Source organism: Phenylobacterium sp. (assembly GCF_035475775.1).
Lineage (GTDB): Bacteria > Pseudomonadota > Alphaproteobacteria > Caulobacterales > Caulobacteraceae > Phenylobacterium.
Genome location: NZ_DATIMC010000018.1, coordinates 1 through 26,086, shown reverse-complemented (window position 1 = coordinate 26,086; position 26,086 = coordinate 1). Strand labels below are relative to the sequence as shown.

The 26,086-nt window shown below is 70.8% G+C and carries 20 protein-coding genes, 1 tRNA gene and 1 pseudogene; 6 read left to right on the top strand and 16 right to left on the bottom strand.

The genetic code is table 11. From position 1 onward, the window contains the following. Window positions 1-2: 2 nt before the first annotated feature. The 7 genes from VLI41_RS02300 to VLI41_RS02270 form a co-directional block, all read right to left on the bottom strand. Entirely contained in the window at window positions 3-3,602 is a 3,600-nt protein-coding gene (locus VLI41_RS02300) for an ABC transporter permease/M1 family aminopeptidase (protein ID WP_325266438.1), read from the bottom strand. A 15-nt stretch (window positions 3,603-3,617) separates the two neighbouring features. After that, window positions 3,618-4,493: an ABC transporter ATP-binding protein gene (locus tag VLI41_RS02295; RefSeq protein WP_325266437.1), complete on the bottom strand. Its 876-nt coding sequence runs from the start codon at window positions 4,491-4,493 to the stop codon at window positions 3,618-3,620. Between the two features lie 87 nt (window positions 4,494-4,580). After that, on the bottom strand, window positions 4,581-5,111 hold the full coding sequence (locus VLI41_RS02290; RefSeq protein ID WP_325266436.1) for a hypothetical protein: 531 nt from the start codon (window positions 5,109-5,111) through the stop codon (window positions 4,581-4,583). A gap of 19 nt (window positions 5,112-5,130) precedes the next feature. Beyond that, entirely contained in the window at window positions 5,131-5,955 is an 825-nt protein-coding gene (gene map, locus VLI41_RS02285; RefSeq protein ID WP_325266435.1) for a type I methionyl aminopeptidase, read from the bottom strand. Between the two features lie 68 nt (window positions 5,956-6,023). Beyond that, a complete protein-coding gene (locus VLI41_RS02280; RefSeq protein ID WP_325266434.1) occupies window positions 6,024-6,788 on the bottom strand; it encodes a GNAT family N-acetyltransferase in 765 nt (254 codons plus the stop codon). 82 nt (window positions 6,789-6,870) lie between these two features. Continuing rightward, a complete protein-coding gene (sfsA, locus tag VLI41_RS02275; protein WP_325266433.1) occupies window positions 6,871-7,581 on the bottom strand; it encodes a DNA/RNA nuclease SfsA in 711 nt (236 codons plus the stop codon). Between the two features lie 16 nt (window positions 7,582-7,597). Further along, the gene (locus VLI41_RS02270) at window positions 7,598-9,652 is read right to left on the bottom strand and encodes a M13 family metallopeptidase (RefSeq protein WP_325266432.1); all 2,055 of its coding nucleotides are present in this window, start codon (window positions 9,650-9,652) and stop codon (window positions 7,598-7,600) included. Window positions 9,653-9,819: 167 nt separating this feature from the next. On the opposite strand from VLI41_RS02270, the gene VLI41_RS02265 reads away from it, so the two are divergent. The 3 genes from VLI41_RS02265 to VLI41_RS02255 all read left to right on the top strand — a co-directional run bounded on the left by VLI41_RS02265 (window position 9,820) and on the right by VLI41_RS02255 (window position 14,217). Next, window positions 9,820-10,587 carry a competence/damage-inducible protein A gene (locus VLI41_RS02265; protein ID WP_325266478.1) on the top strand — a complete coding sequence of 256 codons (768 nt, stop codon included), beginning with the start codon at window positions 9,820-9,822 and terminating at the stop codon, window positions 10,585-10,587. A gap of 150 nt (window positions 10,588-10,737) precedes the next feature. Continuing rightward, window positions 10,738-11,994, top strand: a complete 1,257-nt coding sequence (locus VLI41_RS02260) for a TetR/AcrR family transcriptional regulator (protein WP_325266431.1) — start codon at window positions 10,738-10,740, stop codon at window positions 11,992-11,994. 12 nt (window positions 11,995-12,006) lie between these two features. After that, the gene (locus VLI41_RS02255; RefSeq protein WP_325266430.1) at window positions 12,007-14,217 is read left to right on the top strand and encodes a CaiB/BaiF CoA-transferase family protein; all 2,211 of its coding nucleotides are present in this window, start codon (window positions 12,007-12,009) and stop codon (window positions 14,215-14,217) included. Here VLI41_RS02255 and VLI41_RS02250 read toward each other — a convergent pair. Continuing rightward, window positions 14,214-15,272, bottom strand: coding sequence for an amidohydrolase family protein (locus VLI41_RS02250; protein WP_325266429.1), 1,059 nt, complete (start codon window positions 15,270-15,272; stop codon window positions 14,214-14,216). The two genes, VLI41_RS02255 and VLI41_RS02250, sit on opposite strands and share 4 nt — an antisense overlap. Before the next feature lie 10 nt (window positions 15,273-15,282). Next, window positions 15,283-16,104, bottom strand: coding sequence for an enoyl-CoA hydratase (locus VLI41_RS02245; protein WP_325266428.1), 822 nt, complete (start codon window positions 16,102-16,104; stop codon window positions 15,283-15,285). An 84-nt stretch (window positions 16,105-16,188) separates the two neighbouring features. Between VLI41_RS02245 and VLI41_RS02240 the strand changes: the two genes are divergently transcribed. Continuing rightward, on the top strand, window positions 16,189-16,941 hold the full coding sequence (locus VLI41_RS02240) for a VOC family protein (RefSeq protein WP_325266427.1): 753 nt from the start codon (window positions 16,189-16,191) through the stop codon (window positions 16,939-16,941). Here VLI41_RS02240 and VLI41_RS02235 read toward each other — a convergent pair. Then, complete coding sequence (locus tag VLI41_RS02235; RefSeq protein WP_325266426.1) at window positions 16,938-18,464, bottom strand: FAD-dependent oxidoreductase; 1,527 nt, start codon at window positions 18,462-18,464, stop codon at window positions 16,938-16,940. The two genes, VLI41_RS02240 and VLI41_RS02235, sit on opposite strands and share 4 nt — an antisense overlap. Window positions 18,465-18,597: 133 nt before the next feature. On the opposite strand from VLI41_RS02235, the gene VLI41_RS02230 reads away from it, so the two are divergent. Next, window positions 18,598-18,683 (top strand) — tRNA-Leu (locus VLI41_RS02230). A 19-nt stretch (window positions 18,684-18,702) separates the two neighbouring features. On the opposite strand, the gene VLI41_RS02225 is transcribed toward VLI41_RS02230, so the two are convergent. The 3 genes from VLI41_RS02225 to VLI41_RS02215 all read right to left on the bottom strand — a co-directional run bounded on the left by VLI41_RS02225 (window position 18,703) and on the right by VLI41_RS02215 (window position 21,961). Beyond that, window positions 18,703-19,140 (bottom strand): CBS domain-containing protein, encoded by a 438-nt coding sequence (locus VLI41_RS02225; RefSeq protein ID WP_325266425.1) that lies wholly within the window; start codon window positions 19,138-19,140, stop codon window positions 18,703-18,705. Window positions 19,141-19,224: 84 nt separating this feature from the next. Beyond that, on the bottom strand, window positions 19,225-21,231 hold the full coding sequence (locus VLI41_RS02220) for a protein-L-isoaspartate(D-aspartate) O-methyltransferase (protein ID WP_325266424.1): 2,007 nt from the start codon (window positions 21,229-21,231) through the stop codon (window positions 19,225-19,227). Between the two features lie 46 nt (window positions 21,232-21,277). Beyond that, window positions 21,278-21,961, bottom strand: a complete 684-nt coding sequence (locus VLI41_RS02215; protein ID WP_325266423.1) for a superoxide dismutase — start codon at window positions 21,959-21,961, stop codon at window positions 21,278-21,280. Window positions 21,962-22,198: 237 nt separating this feature from the next. Here VLI41_RS02215 and VLI41_RS02210 point away from each other — a divergent pair, with 237 nt between their 5' ends. Next, a complete protein-coding gene (locus tag VLI41_RS02210; protein ID WP_325266422.1) occupies window positions 22,199-22,447 on the top strand; it encodes a hypothetical protein in 249 nt (82 codons plus the stop codon). 58 nt (window positions 22,448-22,505) lie between these two features. Here the strand turns inward: VLI41_RS02210 and VLI41_RS02205 are convergent. The 3 genes and pseudogenes from VLI41_RS02205 to scpA form a co-directional block, all read right to left on the bottom strand. After that, window positions 22,506-22,805, bottom strand: a pseudogene (locus tag VLI41_RS02205) (DUF3574 domain-containing protein); the annotation flags it as partial. A 144-nt stretch (window positions 22,806-22,949) separates the two neighbouring features. Next, window positions 22,950-23,906 carry a hypothetical protein gene (locus tag VLI41_RS02200; RefSeq protein WP_325266421.1) on the bottom strand — a complete coding sequence of 319 codons (957 nt, stop codon included), beginning with the start codon at window positions 23,904-23,906 and terminating at the stop codon, window positions 22,950-22,952. 82 nt (window positions 23,907-23,988) lie between these two features. Then, on the bottom strand, window positions 23,989-26,086 hold a 2,098-nt coding region (gene scpA, locus VLI41_RS02195), incomplete at its 5' end, for a methylmalonyl-CoA mutase (RefSeq protein WP_325266420.1).

Genomic DNA, 26,086 nt, shown 5'->3' with positions numbered 1-26,086 from the left:
GTTCAGCCGGCCGTCACCTTCACCACGTTGTCGTCGGAGTTTCGGTCGATCTCCTTGTTGTAGGGGTCGACGCCGGCGAACTTCGGGAGCCTGGCCACCGTGAGCGTCACCGTCTGCTGGCCGGTGTGGACAGGCACGGTCTGGAACGCCAGCACAGCCTTGGGTGTGAAACCCTTCTTGCCGGGCTCGGCGGTGAAGACGCCCAGGTCGAACACCTCGTCCCGCAGGGGCGCCTCGGTCTCCTTGCCCTGGCCGTTGGCGTACATCTTCTTGGCCTGCAGCGTCAGCGTCACGTCGTAGCGGCCGTCGGGACGCCTGCGGTAGCTCGCCGACTTGGCCTTCAGGTCATAGAGCGTGATCCGCTCGAACAGGTCGGTGATCAGTTGCTGCTTGTCGGGCGGCGCCTCGGCGCGGAAGTCCGCCACCAGCTCGGCCGCGGTGGGATAGGGCGCGGCCTTGAACGCGTGGTCGTGGATGAACTTGCGCAACGCGCGGTTGACGGCGTCCTCGCCGATCCGGTCCTGCAGCAGGTACATGACCAGCGAGCCCTTGCGGTAGTGGATGTAGGGCTGGTTCTCCACCCGCTCGAGCGGCAACTCCTCGACCGCCTCGCCGCCGCGGGCGCGCAGGTAGGAGTCGAGCTCGTACTTCAGGAACTTCCGGATCATGTCCGGCCCGTACATGTGCTTCATGACCATCAGCGCCGAGTACTGGGCCAGCGTCTCGTCGAGCATGGTCGAACCCTGCTCGTCGGCCCCGATCACCTGGTGGGCCCACCATTGGTGGCCGAGCTCATGGGCGCCGACGTAGGTCACCATGTCGATCTTCTCGAGATCGCGGGCGTCGGCGATGAACACCAGCCCCTCCGACCACGGCACGGTGCCTGCGAACGACTGGGCGAAGCTGCCCTGGAAGGCCGGGAACTCCAGGAAACGGAGCTGGCGGAACTGATAGGGGCTGAAATTCGCCTGGTAATAGTCGAGCCCGGCCTCGCCCGTCTTGATCATCCGATCGACGTTCCAGGGGTGCTTGGGGTCGTAATAGACGCTGATCGCCACGCCCTTGTGGTTCACCGTCTTCACGGCGTAGCGGGCCGACTGCAGCGAGAAGAAGTGCAGGATCGGCGTCTCGGTCACGAAGCGGGCGGTGCGGCGGCCGTTCGCGGTCGCCTCGGAGACCTTGTAGCCCGGCGCGATCGGGATCTGGTCGGCGTCGGTGGTCAGCGTGATATCCGAGCTCACCCAGTCGGAATCGTGGCGGATGAAGCTGAAGCGGTTCGCCGTGGGATCGCCCAGCTTCGGCATCCGCCGCTCGGGCGGCAGGCCGTACTTGCGCCGCTTGGTGCGGTCGGTGAGCACGGCGTTGCGGTCGAACCCGAAGCCGGGCGTCACTTCGGTGTCGTTGATGAACGAGCCGTTGCGGACGATCCGGGTCAGGTTGGCGCTGTTGGAAAAGCCGCGCTGCTCGCGCACGGTCGCGAACCTCACGGTCCGCCGCTCGCCCGGCTGCATGGGCCGGTCGAAGGCGAAGATCCAGAAGCTGAAGGGCTTCACCTGCTTGACCGCGTGGGCGCCCTCGATCGTGAGCGACCTCACCTCCAGGTCGCGGTCGCGGAAGCCGATGTGCGCCTCGCTGAGCGGCGCGCCGGTCCGGTTCTCGATTACATAGCTTCCCGTCGTCGCGACTTTCGGAGCGCGCGGGAAGAGCTGCACGTCGAGCTTCACCGCGGCGATCGTCGGCTCGGGCGTCGAGGCGTAGCGCCACAGGGCCTTCTCGGCGTCGGCCTGGAAGCGCTCGGCGTCCAGATGGGTGCGGTACGGGTTCCAGACGTTGGTGTTGATGAAGATGAAGACGCCGCTCGCCGCGAACACCAGGACGGCCGCGCCCAGCACAACCCCTGCGCCGCCCTTGAGCCTCGCCGGCAGCCGCCGCAGCCGCGGCCCGAGCCGGGCCTCGGCCCCACGTCGCCAGAGACCGTAGGCGAGGGTCAGCAGGATCAGCGCGAACGCCGCCCAGTAGAGCCGGAACCAGTAGGCCCCCTGCCAGAAGCGGCCCTGGCCGTTCATGTCGGAGAGCGGCACGTTCGGCCCGCCGCCGTAGGTGTAGAGATTGTGCTCCAGCCCCAGGCTGGTCATCACGACGGTGGAGATCAGGAAGACCACCATCACGCCCCAGCCGATGAACTTGTTGGGGCTGAGGGCCTGGATGAAGATCGCCAGGGCGGCGAGCAGGATCGCGTCGATCGACTGCGGGACCAGCCACCAGAGCAGGTATTCGCCGAGCTGCAGGTCGCCGAAGCCCTTGATCAGCTGGATGACCACCGCGACCACCACGCTGATCGCGAATGTCGAGATCAGCACCAGCGAGATCGCCAGCGTCTTGGGGGCGACGAAGGCCCAGTCCGGGGTCGCCGTCGCGTCGATGATCTCTGCGGTCCGCCGCTCGCGCTCGCGCCAGACCAGCTCGCCCGCGTAGTAGATGGCGATGATCAGCACCATCGCCGAGAAGATGCCGCCCAGCGCCGCGATCATCACCCGCGTCACCGGATAGGTTCGCCCGCCATAGAGGCTCACGTCGGTGGAGAGCCACAGGTTGACCGTCGAGAGCAGCGCCGCTAGCGCCAGCAGCACGAAATAGGCGGGGCTCTTGAACACCTGGCCCATGTCGAGCCGGGTCCGCGCCCAGAGCTGCGCCCAGCCGGTGGCGGCGTTGAAGCGCGGCGAGGGGAGGGGCTTGCCCGGGGGCGTGCCGGCGGCCTCGGCCGCGCCGGCCGCGAGCTTCGCCTCCCGTCGCTGGCGCTTCGAGGCGCGGCCGGTCTCGAACTGGAACAGGAAGTAGCTCAGGCCCAGGAAGCCGAAGCCGATGGCGGTCCACATCACGCGGTTCCAGAGGATCAGTCCCTGGATCGCCGGAAGCAGGCTGTTGCGCTCGCTGGCCGTCCAGTAGCGGGTGGCCAGTGCGAACGCCGAGACGCCGTTCGGCTCCCAGACCGCCGCGGTCTGTTCGAGGCCCTGGCGCGAAAGGAGGAGCCCGAAGATCGAGCGCAGCACGATGAAGGCGACCACGCCGACATAGGTCCACATCATCGAGCGCGTGACGGTGGCCAGCGCGAAGAAGATCGCCGAGGAGAGGAACAGCACGCTGGCCGACCAGGCGAAGGCGTAGAGGTAGGCGCCGGGCAGGGTGGGCCCCAGGGTCTCGCGGTCCACCCAGGGCATCAGCGAGCCCAGCCACATGCCGAGCGGCACGGCGAGGAACGAGAGGGTGGCGGCCAGGTAGGCCCCGGTGAAGCGGCCGAACAGGTAGTCGAACTTCGTGACCCGCGTGGCGCGCACCATCGGGCCGAACCCGGTCTCGTCGTCGCGGATCACCACATTGGCCACGAAGGCGGTGGTCACGAACATGTAGATCACCGCGAAGATCAGGCTGGTCTGGGCGATCACCCACGGCGCGTTCTTGTGGATGTTGGCGGTGTTGCCGATCTGCACGTTCTCGGAGGCGACCGCCCCGAACGAGAGCAGCGTGAACAGCACGACGGCGACCCAGAACACCGGGTTGCGGGTCTGGTAGCGGAACTCGAAGCCCGCGATCTTGAAGAACATGGCCGAGCTCGCGCCTCAGGCCGCCTGGCGGGCGGAAAGCGTCGAGAAGTAGACGTCCTCCAGCCCGCCGGAGACAGCGGTGAAGCCCGGGCCTGGCGAGCTGTCGGCGAGCACGTGGACCACGGTGCGGCCGGCGAACAGCCGGGTCGAGATCACCCGATGCGCCGCGCGCATGGGGGCCAGCTCCGCCTTGTCGATGGTCTTGGTCCAGATCCGGCCGCGCAGGGATTCGATCAGCGCGGCCGGGGAGCCCTCGCGCACGATCCTGCCGTCGGCGATGATCGCCATGCGCGGACAGAGGTCAGAGACGTCCTCGACGATGTGCGTCGAGAGGATCACCACGATGTTCTCGCCGATCTCGGCGAGCAGGTTCAGGAACCGGTTGCGCTCCTCCGGGTCGAGCCCGGCCGTGGGCTCGTCGACGATGATCAGGCTCGGGCGGCCGATCAGCGCCTGGGCGATGCCGAACCTCTGGCGCATGCCCCCGGAGTAGCCGGCCACCGCCTTCTTGCGCACGCTCCAGAGGTTCACCTGCTGCAGCAGGGATTCGACCGTCTCCTTGCGTTCGCCGCGCGCGGCGACGCCCTTCAGCACCGCCATGTGGTCGAGCAGGTCGTAGGCCGAGACCCGCGGATAGACGCCGAAGTCCTGCGGCAGGTAGCCGAGCGTGCGGCGAAGCTTCTCCGGCTCGGCGATCACGTCGATGTCGCCGAAGCGGATCTGCCCCGAGGTGGGGGTCTGCAGGGTGGCGACGGCGCGCATCAGGGTGGACTTGCCCGCGCCGTTCGGGCCCAGGAGGCCGAACATGCCGGCCCCGATCTCCAGGCTCACCGCATCGAGCGCGCGCGTGCCGTTGGCATAGACGTGCGTCAGGTCGCGAATTGAAAGCATTGGCCGCCCCACCCCAGGTCGCGGAGAGGTGAGCCGGTTCGCGCGACACTGGCAAGTGAGGAAAGCGTAAGCTGCGACGAGACGGGCTCAGCGGGTCTCGCCGGCCGGCGCGGCGGGGGCCTTGGCGGAGATCCAGGTCACCAGGTCCCAGGCGTTGCGGATGGCGATCAGCAGCACCGCCAGGAGGCTCACGGCCACCCCGCGCGCCGCCCAGTCGGGCCGCAGCCAGATCGCCGCCGTCGAGGCCCCGAGCGCCAGGTAGGCGCCCAGCGGCAGGGCGCCATAGCACCAGACGTCGGTCCAATGGGCGGCGCGGAGCAATCGCGTGACGGCCAGGTGGAGGATCACGCGGCCCGCGGAAATCACGCCCACGACGGTGGCGAGCGCCAGAACCAGGCCGTCCGCCTGGCGGGTCAACCCGGGCGCCGCCGCCAGGCCGCTGATCGTCAGCACCAGCCCCAGGTGGACGACGATGGGGGTCATGTAGACGCTGGCGCCGCGCAGCGCGCTGTCGGCGTCGAGCCCCTTGTTCAGGGTGGCGACGATGAACAGCAGGCCGATGAGGGCGCCGGCGGCGCCGCCCACCAGCAGGTAGAAGCTGTCCCAGTGGTCGAACATGCGCCTGGGACGGCCGGTCTCAGGCGCTCTGGATCGGCGGCTTGAAGAGGCCCGTGGGCGAGACGGTGAAGACCTCGTAGCCGGTCTCGGTCACGCCCACCGAATGCTCGCACTGCGCGGACAGCGACTTGTCGCGGGTGACGGCGGTCCAGCCGTCGGCGAGCAGCTTCACCGGGTGCTTGCCCAGGTTCACCATCGGCTCGATGGTGAAGAACATGCCCGGTCTCAGCACCTCGCCCGCGCCCGGCTGGCCGAAGTGCAGGATGTTGGGGGCGTCGTGGAACACCCGGCCGACGCCGTGGCCGCAGAAATCGCGCACCACCGAGCAGCGCATGCTCTCGACATAGGCCTGGATGGCGTGGCCGATGTCGCCGGTCGTGGCGCCGGGCTTCACGACCGCCAGCCCGCGCTCCAGCGCCTCATAGGTCACCTCGACCAGACGCTTGGCGCGCGGCGCCACCTGGCCGACGCCGTACATCCGGCTGGTGTCGCCATGCCAGCCGTCGACGATGACGGTGACGTCGATGTTGGCGATGTCGCCTTCGCGCAGCACCCGCTCGCCGGGGATGCCGTGGCAGACGATGTGGTTGGGGCTGATGCACAGCGTCTTGGTGTAGCCGCGGTACCCCAGGCAGGCCGGCAGCGCGCCGTGGTCCAGGATGAACTCGCGGGCCAGGCGGTCGAGGTCGTCGGTGACCGCGCCGGGAACCACGTGCGCGACCAGCAGGTCGAGGCACTCGGCCGCCAGCCGGCCGGCGCGCCGCATGCCCTCGAAGTCCTCGGGCCTGTGAAGCTTGATGCGGCCGGTGCGGTGATCGGCGTCGAGGAGGTCGGTGGAAGCCATGAGCTGCTCCGCGGGCCCGCGCCCGCTGCTGATTCGGAAAGCCTATGTGACAACGCCTGGCCAAGAGTTCAACGGCGCAGCGGCTCCAGGACCCAGACGGAGAGGTCGGCGACCCGTTCGAAGCCGAGGCTTGCGTAGAGCGGCCGGCCGGCGTCGGTCGCGCCGAGGTGGAAGCGATTCACTCCGCGGCGCCGGTAGTCGGCGATCACCTGGCTCAGCAGGGCGCGGCCCATGCCCTTGCGCTGGTGCTCGGGCGGCGTCGCCATCAGCGAGATCGCCGCCGTGGCGCCGGTCGGGGTCACGGAGACCGTGCACATCGGGCCCTGGTCGCCCCAGGCGATGTAGGTCTCCACGCCCGCGGTCTCGGTCATGACGACATCGATGCACCTGGCGATCACGTCACGCGGCGTGTCGAAGGCGGCGGCGATCAGATCGCCTGCGATGCCGACCAGCTCGGGACCGAGCGCGCGGACGGTGTTCGTGCGGCGGCTCGGCCGCACGGGGACGTCCGGGCGCAGCACCATGAGCGGCGCAGCGCCCACGGCGGTGAAACCCAGCCGCGTCGCCACCGGCGCGAGGGCGTCCGCCACGCGGGGGCTCATCGTGGCGGTGAGCGGCCGATCGCGTTCCTTGGCCCGCGCGATGGACCGCACGAGGAAGCCCTCGGCGTCCGGGTCGGCGCCCAGGATCAGCCTGTTGAAGTCGGCCAGGGGCTCGTCGGTGAGGCCCAGGACGCAGTTCCGCGTCATGTGCAGCTCGATCCCGGGCGCCGCGGTCATCTGGGCGACGAGGGCGCGCACGCAAAGCTGGATCAGCTCCTCGGTCTCATCCATCGCGTTCGCCCCCGCACGTCCGGCGAGCCTAGCATGGCCTGACGGACGCCGGCTCTCCGCCGCGAGCGCCGTCGCGGCGGGTTCATCCGCCTCTCCGCCGCCATTCGAGCCGGCGGCGGATTGCAACGCCCGTCGGGGCGACGTCGCAGGCGCAGACCAGCACCTCGACTCCGGCCCGGGCGGCCTGCTCGAGGCCGCGCGCGAACGCGGGATCGAGCTCATGGCAGGCGCTGAACGCGTCGCAGTCGGTGCGCTGCACCACGAACAGCACGACCGCGCGGTCGCCCTCGCGCGCCACGGCCGCCAGCTCGCGCAGATGCTTCAGCGAGCGCGCGGCCACGCAATCGGGGAATTCGGCGAGCCGTGGCGTGCGCATCAGGTGCACGTTCTTGACCTCCAGCCAGCAGGGCGGCCGGCCGGGCGCTTCGAGCAGGAAATCGACGCGGGAGTTCGCCCCGTGGCGGACTTCGCGGCGATGCGTCCGGTAGCCGGCAAGCTCGGGGATCGCGCCCCCGGCCAGCGCCTCGGCGACCAGCCGGTTGGGGTGCAGGGTGTTGATCCCGACCAGCCCGCCGTCGGCCTCCACGAGCTCGAGGGTGTAGGCGAGCTTGCGCTTGGGATCGTCCGACCGCGAGATCCAGCAGGGGAGGCCGGGTGCGTTCAGCCCCAGCATCGCGCCGGGGTTCGGGCAGTGGGCGGTGAGCGCCGTCCCGTCCTCCAGCACGACGTCGGCGAAGAAGCGCTTGTAGCGGCGCAGCAGGCGCCCGGGCAGCAGCGGCGAGGGGAACTCCATGCGCCCGCCTGGCGGCTCACCAGATCCGCACGCGCCGATCGGGTGCGAGGTAGAGCTTGTCCCCGGGCTTCACGTCGAATGCGGCGTACCAGGCGTCGATGTTGCGCACGGTGTCGGCGCGGTAGGGGTCGGCGCCGTGTGGGTCGGTGGCGAGCAACTGGCGCAGGAAGTTCTCGCGATAGATCCAGCGGTGCGCCTGGGCGTAGGCGATGAAGAACCGCTGGTCCCCGGTCAGTCCGTCGATCACCGGCGCGGCTCGGCCCTTGAGCGAGGCGTGATAGGCGTCGAGCGCCGCCACCAGCCCGCCGAGGTCGCCGGTGTTCTCGCCCAGCGTCAGACGGCCCTTCTCGTGCACGCCGGCCAAGGGCTGGTAGGCGCTGAACTGGTCGGCCAGCGCGGTGGTGGAGGCCTGGAACGCCTGGGCGTCGGCGGGCGTCCACCAGGTGATCAGCCGCCCGCGCTCGTCGAGCTTGGCGCCCTGGTCGTCGAAGCTGTGGCTGATCTCGTGGCCGATGGTCGAGCCGATGCCGCCATAGTTCACGGCCGGGTCGGCCGCGGGATCGAAATAGGGCGGCGCCACATAGCCGGCCGGGAAGGCCAGCTTCAGGAGGTTGCCGTAGTTGAAGGCGTTGACGGTCTGCGGCTCGGTCGTGAAGCCCCACTCGGAGCGGTCCACCGGCCGCTTCAGCTTGTCGAACTGGTAAGCCTCTTCGAAGGCGCCCGACCGGCTCACGTCGCCGTACAGGTCCCCCCGCAGAACCTTCAGCGCAGCGTAGCTGCGCCAGGTGTCCGGATAGCCCACCTCCACCTTCAGAGCCGCCAGCTTGGCCTTGGCGCGAAGCTTGGTCTCCGGCGCCATCCAGGTGAGCTGGTCGATCCGGTGGGCGAAAGCCGTCTTGATCTCGCCGATCATGGCCTCGACCTGGGCTTTGGCCTGCGGCGGGAAATAACGCCGGGCATACTCGCGGCCGATCGCATCTCCCATGCACAGGTTCATCAGGTCGACCGCCCGCTTCCAGCGCGCGCGCAGCTCGGGCACGCCGGACAGCGCCTTGCCGTGGAACTCGAAGTCCGCGTCCACGAACGCCTTGGTCAGATACGGCGCCTCGGCGTTCGCGACGCGCGCGGCCAGATAATCGCGCCAGGTCTGGACTGGCGTGGCCGAGGCCAGCTTGGCGAAGGCGCTCATCGCCGTCGGCTGGCCGACGATGATCGGATCGATCCCCGGCACGCCCAGCCCCCGGAGGTAGCCGGACCAGTCGAAGCCGGGCGCCATGGCCGCGAGCTGCGCCTCGCTCATCGGATTGTAGGTCTTGTCGAAGTCCCGCAGGTCGGCCCGGGTCCAGTGACCCTTGGCGAGCTCGGTCTCGAACGCCATCACCCGATCGGCGCGCATCTCCGCCTGGGCGAAGCCGGTCAGGGTGAACAGGCGGGTCAGGTAGACGCGGTAGGCCTCGCGCGCGGTCGCCATCTTGGGGTCGGCGGAGAGGTAGTACTCTCGGTCAGGCAGGCCGAGCCCACCCTGGCCGAGGCCGAAGGTGTTGCGGGTGGGGTCCTTCAGGTCGGCGCCGACGCCCGGCGAGATCGGGAACACCGATTGGCTGCCGATCGCCGCGGTCAGCGGCTGCCGCCGCTCGAAATCCGCCATGAACCGCGCAATGTCGGCTGGGGTCTTCAGCGCCGCGATGCGCGCCAGATCCGGGCGCAGCGGTGCGATTCCCTTCGCCTCTACGGCGGCCTCGTCCATGTAGGCGGCGTAGAATGCGCCCATCTTTCGGGCTTCGGGGGTGGCGGCGGCCTTGGCGCCCTCGAGGATTTCCCGCACGCGTGCGGCGCTCTGCTCTCTCAGCCGCGCGGCGTCGCCCCAGTAGGAGCGATCGGGCGGGATGGTCTGGGCCCGCGCCCAGCCGCCGTTCACATAGCCCCAGAAGTCATCGCCGGGCCGCACGTTGTGATCGATGTTGCCGGGGTCGATGCCCGTCGTTCCGATCTCCGGCGCGCTCGCCGCCTGGGCGCCCCCGGCCGTCAGCGACACCGCCAAGGCCATCCCGAGCCAGCTCGACCTGCGCATGCATTCCCCCACGTCCGATCCTCGGCCGGACCATGCCGGGCGCGGCCGCGCTTGTCTTCATCAACTTGCAGTCCGGGGGCTCATCGGCCGCGCGGCGGTTGCAGAGTGCCGGCGTGCGGCGTTACTCGGTCGGGGTGAGCGGGCAGACCTGGGCGAGGGCGGCGAGGATGGCGAGCGGCGCAGCTGAGCGGGTCACGGCCGCGGTGCTGATCATCGGCGACGAGATCCTCTCCGGGCGCACCCAGGACACCAACCTGCGCGACATCGCCCGCTACCTCGGAACCTTCGGGATCGACCTCGCCGAGGCCCGCGTGGTCCCCGACATCCTGCCGGAGATCGTGGACGCGCTGAACGCCCTGCGCGCCCGCTACGACTACGTCGTCACGACCGGCGGCATCGGCCCCACCCACGACGACATCACCGCCGATGCGGTCGCGGCGGCTTTCGGGGTCGAGCTGGAGGAGCACCCGGAGATCCTGGCCATGATGCAGGCCCGCTGGGCGGGGGAGCTCAATCCCGCGCGGCGGCGCATGGCGCGGGTGCCGAAGGGCGGCGCGCTGGTCAAGAACCCGGTGCAGGGGCCGCCCGGCTTCACCATCGGCAACGTCTTCGTGCTGGCCGGCGTGCCGGCGATCATGCGTGGCATGCTGCAGGACGTGGGCCCCCGGATGCGGCCGGGCGCCGTCACCATCTCGCGCACCGTGCGGGTGGAGGGCTCGGGCGAGGGCGCGATCGCCGCGCCCCTGGAGGCGGTCGCCAGGGCGCATCCGGCCATGTCGCTCGGCAGCTATCCGTTCTACGGCCAGGAGGGCTACGGTTCGAACCTGGTGCTCAGGGGCCGCGACCCCGCGGAGATCGAGGCCACGGTCGCCGAGCTGGTCGGCGTCCTGAAGGCGGCCGGGATCGCCAACGTGCGCGAGGTCGAGGCGAGCTGAGGCGCCGCCGCCCGGCTTCCGATCCAGACCGGCGCCTCAAATCGCGACGGCGGCGCGCGGCCGACGGACTCAAGGGCTTCCGTAGCGGCAGAACCTCGCTCTAGAGTGCCGGCGGGTGCGCCGGCGCGGCGCCGGAGCTTGGGAGGCTCGATGATCGTAGCAGCCGATGGCGAGGCGACGGGCCTGCCCGCGGCTGTCCGCACGCCGACGCGGCGCTTCGAGGCGCGCCGCAAGGCGATCCTGGCCTCGGCCGTGGAGGAGCTGAACCGCAAGGGCCTGCGCGGCATGACGCTGGGCGAGGTGGCCGCCAGGCTCGACCTCGTGCCGACCGGGGTCATCTACTACTTCCGCAACAAGGAGGAGCTGGCGGCGGCCTGCTTCCTGCAGGCGATCGCGCGCTACGAGGCGCTGATCGCCGCCGGCCTCGCCGAACGCACGGCGCGCGGGCGGATCTCGGCCTTCGTCGGCGCCTTCTTCGCCTTCAGGCGCGCCTGCGCGGCCGGCGAGGCCGAGACGATCGCGGTCTTCAACGACGTCCGGGCGCTCAACTCGGCGGCCGTGAACGGCCCCTACGAGGCCATGTTCCGCCGGACGCGCGAGCTGCTGGGCGACGCCGGCGGCGCGCCGCTGCCCCGGCTGCACCGCAACGCCCGCACGCACCTCCTGCTGTCGGAAGTGTTCTGGGCGGTGGCCTGGCTGAAGGACTTCGAGCTCGCCGATTATCCGCGGGCCGCCGCGCGGATGACGGCCATCCTCTGCGACGGACTGGCCGCCCGCGACGAGCCCTGGCCGCGCCGCCGGCCGCTCGATCTCACCCACGCCGACGATCCCTCGGCGGAGACCTCCTCCGAGCTGTTCCTGCGGGCGGCGACCGAGCTGATCAACGCCCAGGGCTACCATGGCGCCTCGGTGGAGCGGATCTCGTCACGCCTGAAGGTCTCGAAGGGCGCCTTCTATCATCACAACGAGACCAAGGACGAACTGGTGATGGCCTGCTTCCAACGGGCCTTCGACATCATGTGGCGGGCGATCCGGGCGGCGGAGGCGGCCGGCGGCTCGGCGCTGGAGGTGCTGGTCTCGCTGTCCGCGGCCCTGGTCGAATACCAGCTGTGCGGGGCCGCGCCCCTGCTGCGCACCTCGGCCATCACCACCGTGCCCGAAGCCCTGCAGCCCGAACTCATGGCGAAGTTCGACCGCATCTCGCACCGGTTCGCCGCGATCATCTCCGACGGCATCGGCGACGGCTCGATCCGCCCCATCGATGTCAACGTCGCCGCCCAGATGATCACCGCCATGATCAACGCCGCCGCCGAGCTGCACGACTTCGCCCCGGGGCTCACGCCGCAGGCCGCCGCCGATCATTACGTGCGGCCGTTCTTCCAGGGCCTGCTGGCGCCGGCCGATTGAGGCGAGGAGAGCATGGAGCCGCCGCTGCAAGGTTTGCGCATCCTGGAGGTTTCGGGCGAGGTCGCGGTCCGCTACTGCGGCCGGCTGTTCGCCCAGCTCGGGGCCGAGGTGACCAGCTTGATCCCCGTCGCAGGCGACGTGCGCCTGGGCTATGCGGGCGCGGCGGGCGAGGCCTACGGCCGCTGGCTGGACGCCGGCAAGCGGCGCGCCGACGGCCCGGATGGCGCTGTCGACCTGGTGATTTGCGGCCAGGACCGCGCCGGACTGGCCGCGGCCGAGGTGCGGGTCGGTGAGCTTCCGGAGCCCGCCACCCGTCTCAACCTGACCTGGTTCGCGCCGCAGGGGCCCTATGCGGAATGGCGGGCGACCGACGAGATCGTCTCCGCCCTCGTCGGGCTGGCCTACGCCTTTGGGCCGGTGGATGGCCCGCCGGTCCTGGCCCAGGGCCACGGCCCGCAGCTCACCGCGGGGCTCACGGCCTTCAACGCGGCGGCCGCCGCCCTGCTGCTGCCGAAACCCCGCCGCCCGTCGCGCATCGAGGTCAACGTCTTCGAGGCCGCGATGTGCTTCACCGAGACCGGGGCGATGAGCGCGAACGTCGAGGGCGTCGTCTCGCACCGCTGGGGCGTCAACCGGTTCGCGCCGACCTATCCCTGCACCAGCTACCGCACCGCGGACGCCTGGGTCGGGGTGACGGCCCTGATCCCCGCGCAATGGCGGGCGCTCACCGTCGACATGCTCGGGCGGCCCGATCTCGCCGAGGACCCGCGCTTCGCCACCACCATCGATCGGCTGCTGCTGGCCGACGAGGTGGACGCGCTGATCGCCCCGGACTTCCTGACCCGGACCACCGATGAGTGGGTGGCGCTCGGCGACAGGGCCCGCGTGCCCACCACGCCCATGCCGCGCCCCTCCGAGCTGCCGCAGATGGCGCATTGGCGGGAGCGGGGCAGCTTCGCGGCCTTCGACGAGACCGGCGTCGAGGGCCCTGCGCTGCCGTTCCGGATGACGTTCGACGGCGCGCCCCAGCCGGTCCGCTCGGGCGGCGCGGACGGGCCGCTGGCCGGCCTGAAGGTGATCGATTTCGGCATGGGCTGGGCGGGGCCGATCTGCGGCCGAACGCTGGCCGACCTCGGCGCCGACGTCATCAAGGTCGAGTCCGAGACCCACCCCGACTGGTGGCGCGGCTGGGAGCCAGACGAGGGCGGCGATCCGCCGCTCATCGAGCTTCGCCACAACTTCTTCTGCGTCAACGTCAACAAGCGCGGGATCGCGCTGGACCTGACGCAGCCGGACGGGCTCGCCGCCGCCAAGGCGCTGGTCGCGCAGGCCGACGTGACGCTGGAGAACTTCGCGGCCGGCGTGATGGACAAGCTGGGGCTGGGCCAGGCCGAGCAGCGCCGGCTGAAGCCCGGCCTGATCAGCGTCTCCATGCCGGCGTTCGGCAATGGCGGCCCGCTCTCGGGCCTTCGGGCCTACGGCTCGACGGTCGAGCAGGCCTCGGGACTGCCCTACATGAACGGCGAGGCAGGCTGGGCGCCCTGCCTGCAGCACGTGGCCTACGGCGACCCTCTGGCCGGGCTCTATGCGGCGGCCTCGATCCTGGCCGCCCTGCACGCCCGCGGCCGGCTCGGCGGGGCGGAGATCGATCTCGCCCAGACCGCCTGCCTGTTCCAGTTCGGCGCCGACGCGATCGTCGCCGAGCAGCTTTCGCGCGCCCCGGTCCCGCGGACCGGCAACCGCCGCCCCCGCATGTCGCCGGTCTATGTGGCGGGCTGCGAGGGCGAGGACGAATGGGTCTCGCTGGCGGTGGATGGCGAAGACGCGTGGGATGGCCTCTGCCGGGCGCTCGGCCGCGACGACTGGCTGGCCGATCCCAGGCTCGCGCTGCTGCCCGGCCGCGCCGCGCTCGCCGACCGGATCGAGGGCGAGATCGCCGCCTGGGCCGTGCTGAAGACGCCGCAGGAGGCCGCCGCCCGGCTGCAGGCGGAAGGCGTGCCGGCCGCGCCGGTGCAGCGCGCCTCCAGCCTCGCCCGCGACCCGCAGCTCCTGGCGGGCGGCTTCTGGGACCACATGGAGCGCCGCTACGTGGGCCGTCACCTGATGGCCAATTCGCCCTGGACCTACGACGGCCGCCGCCCGGCGCTCCGCCGGCCCGCCCCGCTGCTCGGCGAGCACACGGCCGAGGTGCTGGGCCCGATGAAGGTCGACCTGCGGGTCTAGGAAACGACCGCGATCCCCAGCAGCTTTGCGGCGAGGTCGCCCAGCATGGAGGCCCGTTCCGCCTCGGCGAGGCCCGGCGTCTCGCAGATGTGCTCCACGGCCCGATCGGTCCACGGATAGGGGAAGTCCGTGCCCAGCATCAGCCGGTCCGCCCCCACCTCGGCGGCAAGGTGGCGCAGCGCTTCCGGCGTGAAGACGAGGGTGTCGTAATAGAGGTCCCTCAGGTAGGCGGTCGGCGGCTTCTTCAGGGGCGTGGCGTAGGTCCCGGGGAAGGTGCGAATGCCGGCGTCGGAGCGCGCGGCGTAGGAGGGCAGGTACCCGCCGCCGTGAGCCGCCAGGATCTTCAGGCCGGGGAAGCGGTCGAGGGTCCCCTCGAAGATCAGGTGCGACAGCGCGATGGTGGTCTCCAGCGGATTGCCGATCACGTTGCCGAGCCCGCCGCTGCCGGAGAGCCGCTTCGCGAGCTCGGGCACGCCCTGCGGATGGATGAAGACCAGCGCGCCGAGGTCTTGCGCCTTGGCCCACAACGGATCGAACGCCGGATCGGCGAGCTCGCGGCCCTCGACGCTGCCGCCGATCATCGCGCCCTTCAGGCCGAGCGTGCGGACCGCGTGCTCCAGCTGCTCGGCCGCGAGCTGTGGATGCTGCAGAGCCACACTCGCGAGCGCGGCGAAGCGGTCGGGGTGGCGGGCCACGACCTCGGCGAGCCCCTCGTTCTGTGTTCGCACCACCTGGCGCGCCAGATCCGGCTCGGCGCGGTACCAGAACGGGTTGATCGACAGCACCTGCATGTCGATCCCCTGGGCGTCCATCGCCGTGAGCCGGGCGGGGATCTGGTCCTCGTGGACCTTGAGAACCTGCGGCAGGCCCGGGTGCTCGTGGGCCGGATAGCGGAGGCCCATCAGCGCCATGGCGTCCGGGAAGGCGCAATGGGCGTGGACGTCGATGACGCGTCGCGGGCCGCCCTCCAGGCGCGCCGGATTCGGACGGCTCGCAGCGGCCGTCCGCACGCGCGCCGGCGCGCCGTCGCAGCCGACGAAGGCGAGGCCGCTCACCCGCGAGCGCCTAGCGGCCGGCGAACACCGGCTCGCGTTTCTCCACGAAGGCGCGCGCGGCCTCCTTGTGGTCGGCGGTCTGGCCGCAATGGACGTGGTGGGTGGCCTCGAGGTCCAGGCAGTCGTCCACCTCGCCGGCCATGGCCCGGTTGAGGTTCTCCTTCATGTAGCGGTAGGCGACGGTCGGTCCGGCCGCCAGGCGGCCGGCGATCTCCCGCGTCCTGGCCTGCAGCTCATCGGGCTCCACGACCCAGTTGGCGAGCCCAAGCCGCAGCGCCTCCTCGGCGCTGACCCGCTCCGAAAGGAAGTAGAGCTCGCGCGCCTTCGCCGAGCCGACCAGCTGGGTGAGGAAATAGGTCCCGCCGTAGTCGCCGGAGAAGCCGACCCGGGCGAAGGCGGTGGTCATGATCGCGGTGGAGGCCATGATCCGCAGGTCGCAGGCGAGGGCCAGCGACAGCCCCGCGCCGGCCGCCGCGCCCGGCAGGGCGGCCAGCGTCGGCTTCGGCATGCTGAACAGCTTGCCCGCCGTGGCGCGCTGGTTGACCCGCTGGTTGTGGATCGCCTGGTCGATGGAGACCGGCTGGCCGGAGCCGGTGTTGCGGCTGTCCATGCCCTTCACGTCGCCGCCGGCGCAGAAGCCCTTGCCGGCGCCGGTCAGCACCACGACCTTGACCTCCGGCGCGAGCTCCGCCCAGGCGAGCCGGGCGGCGAGCGCGTCGTTCATTTCGCCGCTCATGGCGTTGCGCGCCTCGGGGCGGTTGAGGGTGAGGGTGAGCACGCCGGCGTCGAGGTCGGCGAGCAGGTCGTTGGTCCCGGTGTCGATCTTGCCCATGGCTGGTTTCCTTGCGGCGTTGCTCCTCTAGAGTGATAGGCCGCAAGCTCGGCCCGTAGAAGGGCTCACGCAGGGGAAGCGGACATGATGCGGCTTCGGCAGATCGCGCTCGTCGGCCAGGACCTCGACGCGATCCGCGCGGATATCGTCGCGGTGCTGGGTCTCGGCGAGGCCTACGACGATCCGGGCGTCGGCAAGTACGGGCTCAAGAACCAGGTCTGGCCGATCGGCGACACCTTCCTGGAGGTGGTCTCGCCCAGGGAGGCGGGGACCACGGCCGGGCGGCTGCTGGACAAGCGCGGCGGCGATGGCGGCTACATGGCCATCTTCCAGACCGACGACCTCGCCAGGGCCCGCGCGCGGATCGCCGCCGAGGGCGTGCGGATCGCCGACCAGGCGGACCGCAACGGCGCCTCCTTCACCCACCTGCATCCGAAGGACGTGCCGGGCGCGATCGTCTCCATCGACGCCATGGAGCCGCAGGCGCGCTGGGAGTGGGGCGGCCCGAGCTGGCGCGAGCATGTGAAGACCGACGTGGCGGCCGAGATCCGCGGCTGCGAGATCCAGTCGCCCGACCCGGATGGGGTCGCGGCGAAGTGGGCTGCGGTGCTGGACCGGCCGCGCGAGCGGATGGAGGGCGGCTGGCGCATCGGCGTGGACGGCGGCGAGATCCGCTTCACGCCGCTCGAGGACGGCCGCGGCGAGGGGCTGGGATGCTTCGACGTCGCGGTGCGCGACCCCGAGGCCGTGCGCGCCCGCGCCCAGGCGCGCGGCTGCCTGGACGCCGACGGGAACGTCGTGCTCTGCGGGACGCGGGTTCGGCTGGTTCGAGCTTAAATCGAACCTCTTTCCAGAGCGAGCTCGGCCTCCAGGTTCGCCAGGTCGCGGCCGATGGTGGCCACCGCCAGCGTGCGGCCGCCCAGGCGGTAGTCGATCCGGCAGTCGCCCGCGGCGAGATCGCCGTCGATGCGGACTTCGTCCCAGCGCTCGGCGTGGCCGACGTAGTTGATCGGCGTCTCGTAGTGCTGGCTCCAGAAGAACGGGACGGCGTCGAAGCGTTCGCGGCGCCCCAGCATGTTGCGCGCGGCGGTCTGGCCCTGGCGCTCGGCGACCACCCAATGCTCGACGCGGATGCGCTCGCCGGTATGCGGGTCCGGCCAGCGGGCGAGGTCGCCGGCCGCGAACACCCCCGGCGCGCTGGTCTGCAGGAATTCGTCCACGACGACGCCGCGATCGAGCGCGAGCCCGGCGCGCTCCGCCAGCGCCACGTCGGGCCGGACGCCGACGCCGATCACCACCAGGTCGGCGGCGATGGTCTCCGCATCCGGCAACAGCACCTGCTGGTCCTGGATTTCCTGGGCGGTCTTGCCGAGGTGGAAGATCACGCCCTTGTCCTGGTGCAGCTTGCGGACGAACTCGCCGACATCCCGCCCGAGCACCCGCTCCATGGGAATCGTCTCGGGCGCGACCACGTGCACCTCCAGGCCGCGCGTCCGCAGCGAGGCGGCGACTTCGAGGCCGATGAAGCTGGCGCCCAGCACGACCGCCTTCCTGGCGGTCTCGGCCGCCTGGATGATCGAGCGGCTGTCGGCGAGAGTGCGCAGGTAATGCACCTGGGGCCTGTCGCCGCCGGGCAGCGGCAGGCGGACCGGCTCGGCCCCCGTGGCGAGCAGCAGGGCGTCATAGGCGAAGCGGCGCCCGTCGCGGGTCTCGAGCGTCCGGGCGTTGGTGTCGAGGGAGCTCACATGGGTCTCGAGGTGCAGCTCGACCCCGATCTCGGCGTAGAAGTCCTTGCTGCGCAGCGGAATCCAGTCTTCCGGCGCGCTGCCGGCAAGGTAGTCCTTCGAGAGGTTCGGACGATCCACCGGAACCGAGGCGTCGGCGCTCAGCAGCGTGATCCGTCCGGCGTAGCCTTCGTGACGGAGCGTCTCCACCGCAACTGCGCCCGCCGCGCCGCCGCCCACGACCACGATGGAATCCGGCTCGCCGCCGGCGGGCGTCCGCCTCGGCGCGGGCGCGGGCTCGCGCTTCTCGCGGACGCGGACGAGATCGCCGTCGCGCTCGACCGCCCAGCAACCGATCGGATTGAGCGCCGGGGCGCGCAGCATCTGCCCCGTCCGCAGGCTGAAGCAGGCGTGATGCCAGGGGCAGCGCACGGTGTCGCCGACCACCAGCCCCTCGGCGAGGGGTCCGCCGTAATGGGTGCAGGTCGCGTCGACGGCGAAGATGTCCCGGCCCTGCCGGACGACCATCACCGGATCGTCGCCGACGTGGCCGAGCAGCGGCTGGCCCTCGGCGAGCTGGCCGATTTCCACGCCCTGCGCCAGGTCCGGCCCACTGACTTCCGCTTGCGCCGCCATGATCTCGCTCTCCGCGATCCCTTAGACGAGAGGGCGCGCAGCATGTTCCCGCGCCGCCGAGCTTCCAAGGCCCAATGCAGCCCGCGGCCGGGCCTCGACCCGGGGGGCTTGCGCGGATAAGCCTTGAGCCGGCGGGGACATGGCGGAACTGGCAGACGCAAGCGACTTAAAATCGCTCGGGCTACGCCCGTCCGGGTTCGAGTCCCGGTGTCCCCACCAGCGCTCGGCGAGCCTGCGCTCAGTGGGCGGTCTGCGAGTGCTGGCCGCCCTCGCGGGAGATGCCGGACAGGGCTTCGCCGGCCCGCCGCGGCTCGTGCTCGCGGGAGAGGTCGCCGAGCGAGACGATGCCGACCAGGCGCTTGTCGCGGTTCAGCACCGGCATGCGGCGGATCTGCTGCTCGCCCATCATCTCCAGCACGTCGTCGGCGTCGTCGTCATCGAAGCAGTAGCGGATCTCCCGGCTCATGACCTCGCTCACCCGCGTGTCCGGTCCCTTGCCCTGGGCGAGCCCACGGATCGCCATGTCGCGGTCGGTGACCATGCCGACCAGGCGGTCGTTGTCGCCGACCGGCACGGCGCCGCAGTCGCACTCGGCCATCAGCTTCGCCGCTTCGCGCAGCGACATGTCCGGCCGGGCGAGCTCGACGTCGCGGGTCATGCATTCCGAGATGTTCATCTATGCCTCCGTTGAGCTGATGGCGTCCCCCGGCGTTCGGCGCCTCAACCGCAGCCCGACGGGGGCGGTTCCGGCCCGCGCGGGTCACAATCCGAAGGGATAGGTCTCCTCGGCGCCCGCACGCGGTCTGGTGACCAGCGGCGTCACCGCGCTCGTCTCGTCGAACCAGACGTAGGCGTCGAACTGCTGCGGCAGCGAGCAGGCCGCGTAATGGCTCCAGCGCTCCGTCTCCGGCCGGTAGATCACGCCGATGAACCGTTCCAGCCGCGGGTTCAGCAGCCGATGGCGAAGCCGGTCGTGCACGCCGTCGCGCAGGTCCAGCAGGAACCGCCCCACGCCGGCGTCGTGGGCCATGCGCTCGTAGGAGGCCTCCAGCGAGGGGTTCACCGCCTTGACCTGCATCGGGGCGTCCCAGTCGTCCGCGCAGGCCACCGTGCCCGAATGCGTCCCCAAGCCGAGCAGGGCGGCCTGGAGGCCGAACCGCTCGCGGCAGAGCTGGCCGATGTTCAACTCCTCGCGCTCGATGCCCATCTCGGTCTTGGAGGCGTCGCCGATGTGCGAGTTGTGCGCCCAGACCACCGCCTTGGCGTTCGGGCCCTTGGCGTCGAGCAGGCTGCAGAGCGTCTCGAACATGTGGGTGTCGCGCAGGTTCCAGCTCTCGGCCGAGCCGTAGTACATGGCCCGGTAGTAGGCCTCGGCGTTCTTCACCAGCCGCGCATTGCCCGCCGCGTCGAGGAACCGCTCGCCATCGGCGAAGGCGTAGTCGCCCTTCTTCTGAAGCAGGTCCCGCAGGGTGTTCACGACGCCCTCCTCGCAGGCGCGATAGCCCGAGGAGAGCGCGAGGCGGCCGTAGGTCTGCGGCTCCTTGGCCCAGGGCGTCAGACAGCCATAGCGGGCGCGCGCGATCTTGCCGGCCTCCGGATCCACGCGGTCCAGATAGTCGAGCACGGCCCGGATCGAGGCCGAGAGGTTGTAGAGGTCGAGCCCGTAGAAGCCGCAGCGGTCCTGCGCCGGCTGCCTGAGGTTCCATTCGCGCAGTGACCCGATGAAGACCTCCACGTCGGTGTTGCGCCACATCCAGGTGGGGAAGCGGCGGAACGGCGGCTCGTCGTGCGTGCGGGCGGGCAGGTCGCGGACGTAGCGGTCGAGATGGGCGGCGTCGGGCCAGTCGGCCTCGACGGCGACGATCCGGAAGCCGTGCCGCTCGACCAGACGGCGGGTGATGGCGGCCCGCGCCCGGTAGAACTCCGAGGTCCCGTGGCTCGCCTCGCCGAGCAGCACGACCCGGGCGGCGGCGAAGCGGTCGAACAGCGCGCCGAAGGCGGGATCGTCGGGATCGGGCAGGGGCTCCGCCGCCTGCCGGATCATCTCGGGAATAGACGCCGGACGAGCCGGCTCGCGAAAGCTGCGCGGTTCCGGGGCGGGCGGCGGCGCGGTCGTCTCCGAGGGCCAGCCCTGCTCGCCGATCAGCGGCACGAAGGCGACCTCGCCGAGGTCCTCCTCGGAAAACGCGTCTTCTCCGGTCCGCGTCAGCTTGATCAGCCGCTGCTGGCGCGGCTCGGGGCCGATCGGCATCACCAGGCGCCCGCCGATCGCCAGCTGGTCCTTCAGGGCCTGCGGGACGGCGGGCCCGCCCGCGGCGGCCAGGATGGCGTCGAAGGGGGCCGCCTCCGGCCAGCCGCGCGTGCCGTCGCCGGTCTTCAGATGCACGTTGTGGTAGCCCAGCCGATCGAGCCGGCCCTGCGCCAGGCGGGTGAGCGCCTCGTGCCGCTCGATCGCATAGACCGCCTCGGCGATGCGGCTCATCACGGCGGCGGCGTAGCCCGAGCCCGCGCCCACCTCCAGCACCCGCTCGCCGGGCCGGATGCGAGCCGCCTGGACCATCAGGCCGACGATGAACGGCTGCGAGATGGTCTGGCCCGCCTCGATGGGCAGCGGCGTGTCCTCATAGGCGAACTCCTCCATGCCGTTCGGCACGAAGGCCTCGCGCGGCACCGCGCCCATGGCCTCCAGGACATGGCTGTCGTGGACGCCGCGGGCGGCGACCTGCCGCTCCACCATCCGGTGACGGGCGTAGGGGAAGTCGAGCATCCGAACGGCTCCGCTCAGGCCCCGACGCGGCCCATTCTAGCGCCGATCAGGCCGTCGGTCGCGATTCCCCGATGTCCGGACTGCGGCGGCCTTCGGGCTCGGCTTCGGACGGATAGCGGAAGCCCTGGCCCTGGCCGTTGGCGGCGGCCAGCTGCCGCTCGGCGAACGCCCAGTTGGCGATGTTGTCGAACCAGCGGTTCAGGAATCCGGGCCGGTCGTTCTTGTAGTCGAGGTAGTAGGCGTGCTCCCAGAGGTCGCAGACCAGCAGCGGGAACAGCCCCTCGCGCACCAGGATGTCGTCGGCGTCGTGGGTGGCGACCACCTTCAGGCCGTCCGAGCCGGTCACCAGCCACACCCAGCCGGAGCCGAAGTGCCCGGCGCCTTCCTGGACGAACGCCGTCTTGAAGGCCTCCAGGGCGCCGAACGCCTGGTCGATCGCTTGCGCGAGCGCGCCCGACGGCCGGGCCCTCTGCGGGGTCATGCAGGTCCAGAAGAAGGCATGGTTCCAGGCCTGGGCCGCATTGTTGAACAGCGCCGCATCGCTGCGCCGGCGCGCCTCTCGCACCACGTCCTCCAGCGCGCGTCCCTCCAGCCCCGCCTCGCCGGCGAGCTTGTTGGTCTTCTCCACATAGGCCTTGTGGTGCTTGTCGTGGTGGAACCGGAGCGTGTCCGCCGACATCGTCGGCGCGAGCGCGTCATAGCCGTAGGGAAGCTCGGGAAGGATGAACATCGCTGGACCTCTTCACTGATGACCGCTTGTGCTGTCGGCCCCCGCCGCGAGCTTGCAACCGGCGGCGTGGGGCGCCTGTTCCGGGCCCTGGGACGGATTGTGCCGTTAGATCGTGAAACGATCTTCTAAGCCAAGCTAACCAACTGAGCAACAACGGATTTCTTAGTTCTCTAGCTGGAACTTGGCTCGCCGTCTCCGGTTCTCGACGCCACATTTCCCAACAGCAGGAGATGCATCATGGCGACCGGTCAGCAAGGCACGGGACGGCACGGCCACAAGGACTCTCAGGAGCCCTGGCCGCACACCAAGGGCAGTTCGTCCGACGGCAAGGAGAACCGCGCCGCCGACGGGCGCGACGGCGCATCCCGCAGCGCCTCGAAGAGCGAGCAGGAGAGCCTCAAGGAACGCGAATACCGCGACGACAAGGGCCAGGTGCATCACCACACCCGCACCTACGAACAGCAGCACAAGGACGACCGCCGCTAGCGGCGCTCGGGTAGCCGGGGCAGCGGCGGCGGGTGGCGCTTCCGCCGCCGCTGTCTTGTCAGGACGCGGGCTTGGCCATGTGGACCTGGACGCAGGCCGGATGGACCATGATCAGCACCGCGCCCTGGCGGAAGCGGCGCTCGTAGGCGCCGGCGATCTCGGCGAGCTTCGCCCGATCTTCAGGGCGGCGCAGGATGAGGGTCACGATCTCGCCGGGCTCGCGATACTGCACGCCGTTGAAGAGACAGCGGCCATGAGATTCCTGGACGGCCACGCGATCGGGAAACCGCGGCGTCACGACCTCCTCGAGGAAGCGGGCGAAGTCCGCGTCGCTGACCCCGACCTGCTGGCCGATGTTGCGGCCGAACCATCTCGGCGACGTTCTGGCGGGTGTCGTCGGCGTGACATGAGAAGCCCTGCACCGGGCCGCCGCGCGCGTCCACGGCGATGCAGCCGGTGAGGCCCAGCCGCGCGGTCGGCAGGAGGATCGCCCGGATCGTCCTCACTTGGCGGCGGCGTCCTGCTCGATCCGGCGTGCGCCGGCGAGCTCGTTGGTCAGCGCATAGTTCCCTTCGTGGCAGGCGTATTCGTAGATCGGCTGCGGATCGGAACGAAACACCGCCTCGCCGCGCCAGGGGCGCGTGAAGGCGGCCGGGTCGTCGACGGTGAAGTCGTAGAGGATCTCTCCGGGCGAGGTGCGGGTGAACCGCTCGACGACGCGGGCCCCGGCGGAGAGATACAGCAGCTCGGGAAGCGAGCGCAGGCTCTCTTGCTCGTTGAAGCGCGAGGTCTCCACCACCAGGGTGGCGCCTTCCCACCCGCCGATGGAGACGCCCATCCAGGGATGGAGGACCATTGGGGTGGAGTCGGGTTGGAGGCTCACAATGCGAACGTCGTGGTTGGCCTCGGCGCGGATCACCAGGTGGTCCTGAGTCTGGACGAACTGGTACCCGCCCGAGGTCTGGGCCGCATACAGCATGGGGGCGTCAGCGGGCGTCGAAAATCCGATGAGGCAGCGCTCGAAGCTCGTGCGGGTCTCCGGTCCGCTGAAGTCGGACATCTGCTGAAGCGCCGCCCCAAGCGCGCGCCGGCCGGCCGGACTGTACGGCAGCTTGCCGTCGGCCGGATCGACGATGACCGACGTACGCGCCTGGCCGCCGATGCGCATCAGCGGAGCGGGCGGCGTGAACCACTCCGCGCCGTCCTGGCCGACGTCGTCGCCCGGGACGGCGATGACGACCTTCCGCCGACGGGCGTCGTAGGGCGCGGCCTCGCCCTCGGCGATGGCCAGCGTCGCAAACTCGCGCGGCCGTTCGAGTGGCGTGCCGGAGAGATTCGTCCAGAAGCCTTGGAGGTCGCGAGGCCCCGCCGGGCGGCCGCGGACGCTCCGCGCGGCGGCCTCTGCAGGCGCGACGGACACGGCCGCCAGGGCCGCGAACGCGATCCGTCTTGTGATCATGTGCGCCCCCCGTGGCATGAGCGACGTCGGGGCAGCTTAGCGCCGTCCGGCTCGCCGATCAACGTTCGGCCGCGGCGCGTTGCTACTGCGCCGCCTGGTCCTGGGCGTAGCCGAGGCGCTCGTTGAGGCGTTCCAAGAGGACGATCGCGCTCTCCGGGATCACCGCGCCCGGCGTGAAGATCGCCGCCACGCCCATCTCCTGCAGCGCCTTGAAGTCCTCCGGCGGAATGACCCCGCCCACCACGACCATGATGTCCGGGCGGCCGAGCCGGGCGAGCTCGGCCTTGAGCTCCGGCACCAGGGTGAGATGCCCGGCGGCGAGCGAGGAGGCGCCCACCGCGTGGACCTTGTCGGCCACGGCCTGGGCGGCGGTTTCCGCGGGCGTCTGGAAGAGGTCGCCGATGACCACCTCGAAGCCCAGATCGGCCATGCCCGAGGCGACCACCTTCTGGCCGCGGTCGTGGCCGTCCTGGCCCATCTTGGCGACCAGCACCTTGGGCTTGCGGCCGTCGGCGGCTTCGAAGGCCTTGACCATCTGCCTGGCGCGGCTGGCCGCTGGGGTCTCGCCGGATTCCCGCAGATAGACGCCCTTCACCGCATCGGCGTGCGCCTTGTGCCGGCCGAACATCCGCTCCAGCGCCTCGGAGATCTCGCCGACGGTGGCCTTGGCGCGGGCGGCGTTCACCGACAGCTCCAAGAGGTTGCCGTTCCCGGCGGCGCCGCGCGTCAGCCGCTCCAGCGCCTCGCGGACCGCCTCGGGATCGCGCTCCGACTTGAGCTGCTTCAGCTTCGCGAGCTGCCGTTCGCGCACCGCGCTGTTGTCGACCTTCAAGACCGGGATCTCGTCGGCGCCTGCCGAGCGATAGCGGTTGACGCCCACCACCGCCTGCTGGCCGGAATCGATGCGCGCCTGGGTGCGGGCCGAAGCCTCCTCGATGCGGCGCTTGGGCAGGCCGTCCTCGATCGCCCTGGCCATGCCGCCCAGCGCCTCCACCTCGGCGATGTGGGTCAGGGCGCGGGCGGCGAGGTCGGCGGTCAGCCGCTCGACGTAATAGGCGCCGCCCCAGGGATCGATCACCCGCGTCTGGCCGCTCTCGAGCTGCAGGAAGAGCTGGGTGTTGCGCGAGATGCGGGCGGAGAAGTCCGTCGGCAGGGCCAGGGCTTCGTCCAGCGAGTTGGTGTGCAGGCTCTGGGTCTGGCCGCCCACCGCCGCCATGGCCTCTATGGCGGTGCGCGCCACGTTGTTGAAGACGTCGTGCGCCGCGAGGCTCCAGCCGGAGGTCTGGGTGTGCGCCCGCAGGCTGAGCGAGCGGGCGTCCTTCGGGTCGAAGGTCTCCTTCATCAGCCTGGCCCACAGGAGGCGCGCGGCCCGCTGCTTGGCGATCTCCATGAAGGCGTTCATGCCGGCGTTCCAGAAGAACGACAGGCGCGGCGCGAAGCTGTCGACCGGCAGGCCGGCGGCCACGCCGGCGCGGACGTAGTCGATGCCGTCGGCCAGCGTGTAGGCGAGCTCCAGGTCGAGCGTCGCCCCGGCCTCCTGCATGTGGTAGCCGCTGATCGAGATCGAGTTGAACCTCGGCATTTCCTTCGACGTGTAGGCGAAGATGTCCGAGACGATCCGCATCGAGGGGTCGGGCGGGTAGATGTAGGTGTTGCGGACCAGGAACTCCTTGAGGATGTCGTTCTGGATGGTCCCCTGCAGGGCCGCATGCGGCACGCCCTGCTCCTCGGCGGCGACGATGTAGAGCGCCAGAATCGGCAGCACGGCGCCGTTCATGGTCATCGACACGCTCATCTTGTCGAGCGGGATGCCGCTGAACAGGGTCCGCATGTCGAGGATCGAGTCGATAGCCACGCCGGCCATGCCGACGTCGCCGCGCACCCGCGGATGGTCGCTGTCATAGCCGCGGTGGGTGGCCAGGTCGAAGGCGATGGAGAGGCCCATCTGCCCGGACGCCAGGTTGCGGCGGTAGAAGGCGTTGGAGTCCTCGGCCGTGGAGAAGCCCGCATACTGGCGGATTGTCCACGGATTGGTCAGATACATGGTCGGGTAGGGGCCGCGCACGAACGGGGCCAGGCCCGGGAAGCCGCCCATCGCCGGCAAGCCGTCGATGTCCTCGGGGCCGTAGGCGCTGCGGATGGCGATGCCCTCGGGCGTCAGCCACGGATCGCTCGCGGCG

Coding starts and splice junctions, on each gene's coding strand:
- VLI41_RS02300 (WP_325266438.1), bottom strand. CDS start 3,602: ATGTTCTTCAAGATCGCGGGCTTCGAGTTCCGCTACCAGACCCGCAAC.
- VLI41_RS02295 (WP_325266437.1), bottom strand. CDS start 4,493: ATGCTTTCAATTCGCGACCTGACGCACGTCTATGCCAACGGCACGCGC.
- VLI41_RS02290 (WP_325266436.1), bottom strand. CDS start 5,111: ATGTTCGACCACTGGGACAGCTTCTACCTGCTGGTGGGCGGCGCCGCC.
- map (WP_325266435.1), bottom strand. CDS start 5,955: ATGGCTTCCACCGACCTCCTCGACGCCGATCACCGCACCGGCCGCATC.
- VLI41_RS02280 (WP_325266434.1), bottom strand. CDS start 6,788: ATGGATGAGACCGAGGAGCTGATCCAGCTTTGCGTGCGCGCCCTCGTC.
- sfsA (WP_325266433.1), bottom strand. CDS start 7,581: ATGGAGTTCCCCTCGCCGCTGCTGCCCGGGCGCCTGCTGCGCCGCTAC.
- VLI41_RS02270 (WP_325266432.1), bottom strand. CDS start 9,652: ATGCGCAGGTCGAGCTGGCTCGGGATGGCCTTGGCGGTGTCGCTGACG.
- VLI41_RS02265 (WP_325266478.1), top strand. CDS start 9,820: ATGGCGAGCGGCGCAGCTGAGCGGGTCACGGCCGCGGTGCTGATCATC.
- VLI41_RS02260 (WP_325266431.1), top strand. CDS start 10,738: ATGATCGTAGCAGCCGATGGCGAGGCGACGGGCCTGCCCGCGGCTGTC.
- VLI41_RS02255 (WP_325266430.1), top strand. CDS start 12,007: ATGGAGCCGCCGCTGCAAGGTTTGCGCATCCTGGAGGTTTCGGGCGAG.
- VLI41_RS02245 (WP_325266428.1), bottom strand. CDS start 16,104: ATGGGCAAGATCGACACCGGGACCAACGACCTGCTCGCCGACCTCGAC.
- VLI41_RS02240 (WP_325266427.1), top strand. CDS start 16,189: ATGATGCGGCTTCGGCAGATCGCGCTCGTCGGCCAGGACCTCGACGCG.
- VLI41_RS02235 (WP_325266426.1), bottom strand. CDS start 18,464: ATGGCGGCGCAAGCGGAAGTCAGTGGGCCGGACCTGGCGCAGGGCGTG.
- VLI41_RS02225 (WP_325266425.1), bottom strand. CDS start 19,140: ATGAACATCTCGGAATGCATGACCCGCGACGTCGAGCTCGCCCGGCCG.
- VLI41_RS02220 (WP_325266424.1), bottom strand. CDS start 21,231: ATGCTCGACTTCCCCTACGCCCGTCACCGGATGGTGGAGCGGCAGGTC.
- VLI41_RS02215 (WP_325266423.1), bottom strand. CDS start 21,961: ATGTTCATCCTTCCCGAGCTTCCCTACGGCTATGACGCGCTCGCGCCG.
- VLI41_RS02210 (WP_325266422.1), top strand. CDS start 22,199: ATGGCGACCGGTCAGCAAGGCACGGGACGGCACGGCCACAAGGACTCT.
- VLI41_RS02200 (WP_325266421.1), bottom strand. CDS start 23,906: ATGATCACAAGACGGATCGCGTTCGCGGCCCTGGCGGCCGTGTCCGTC.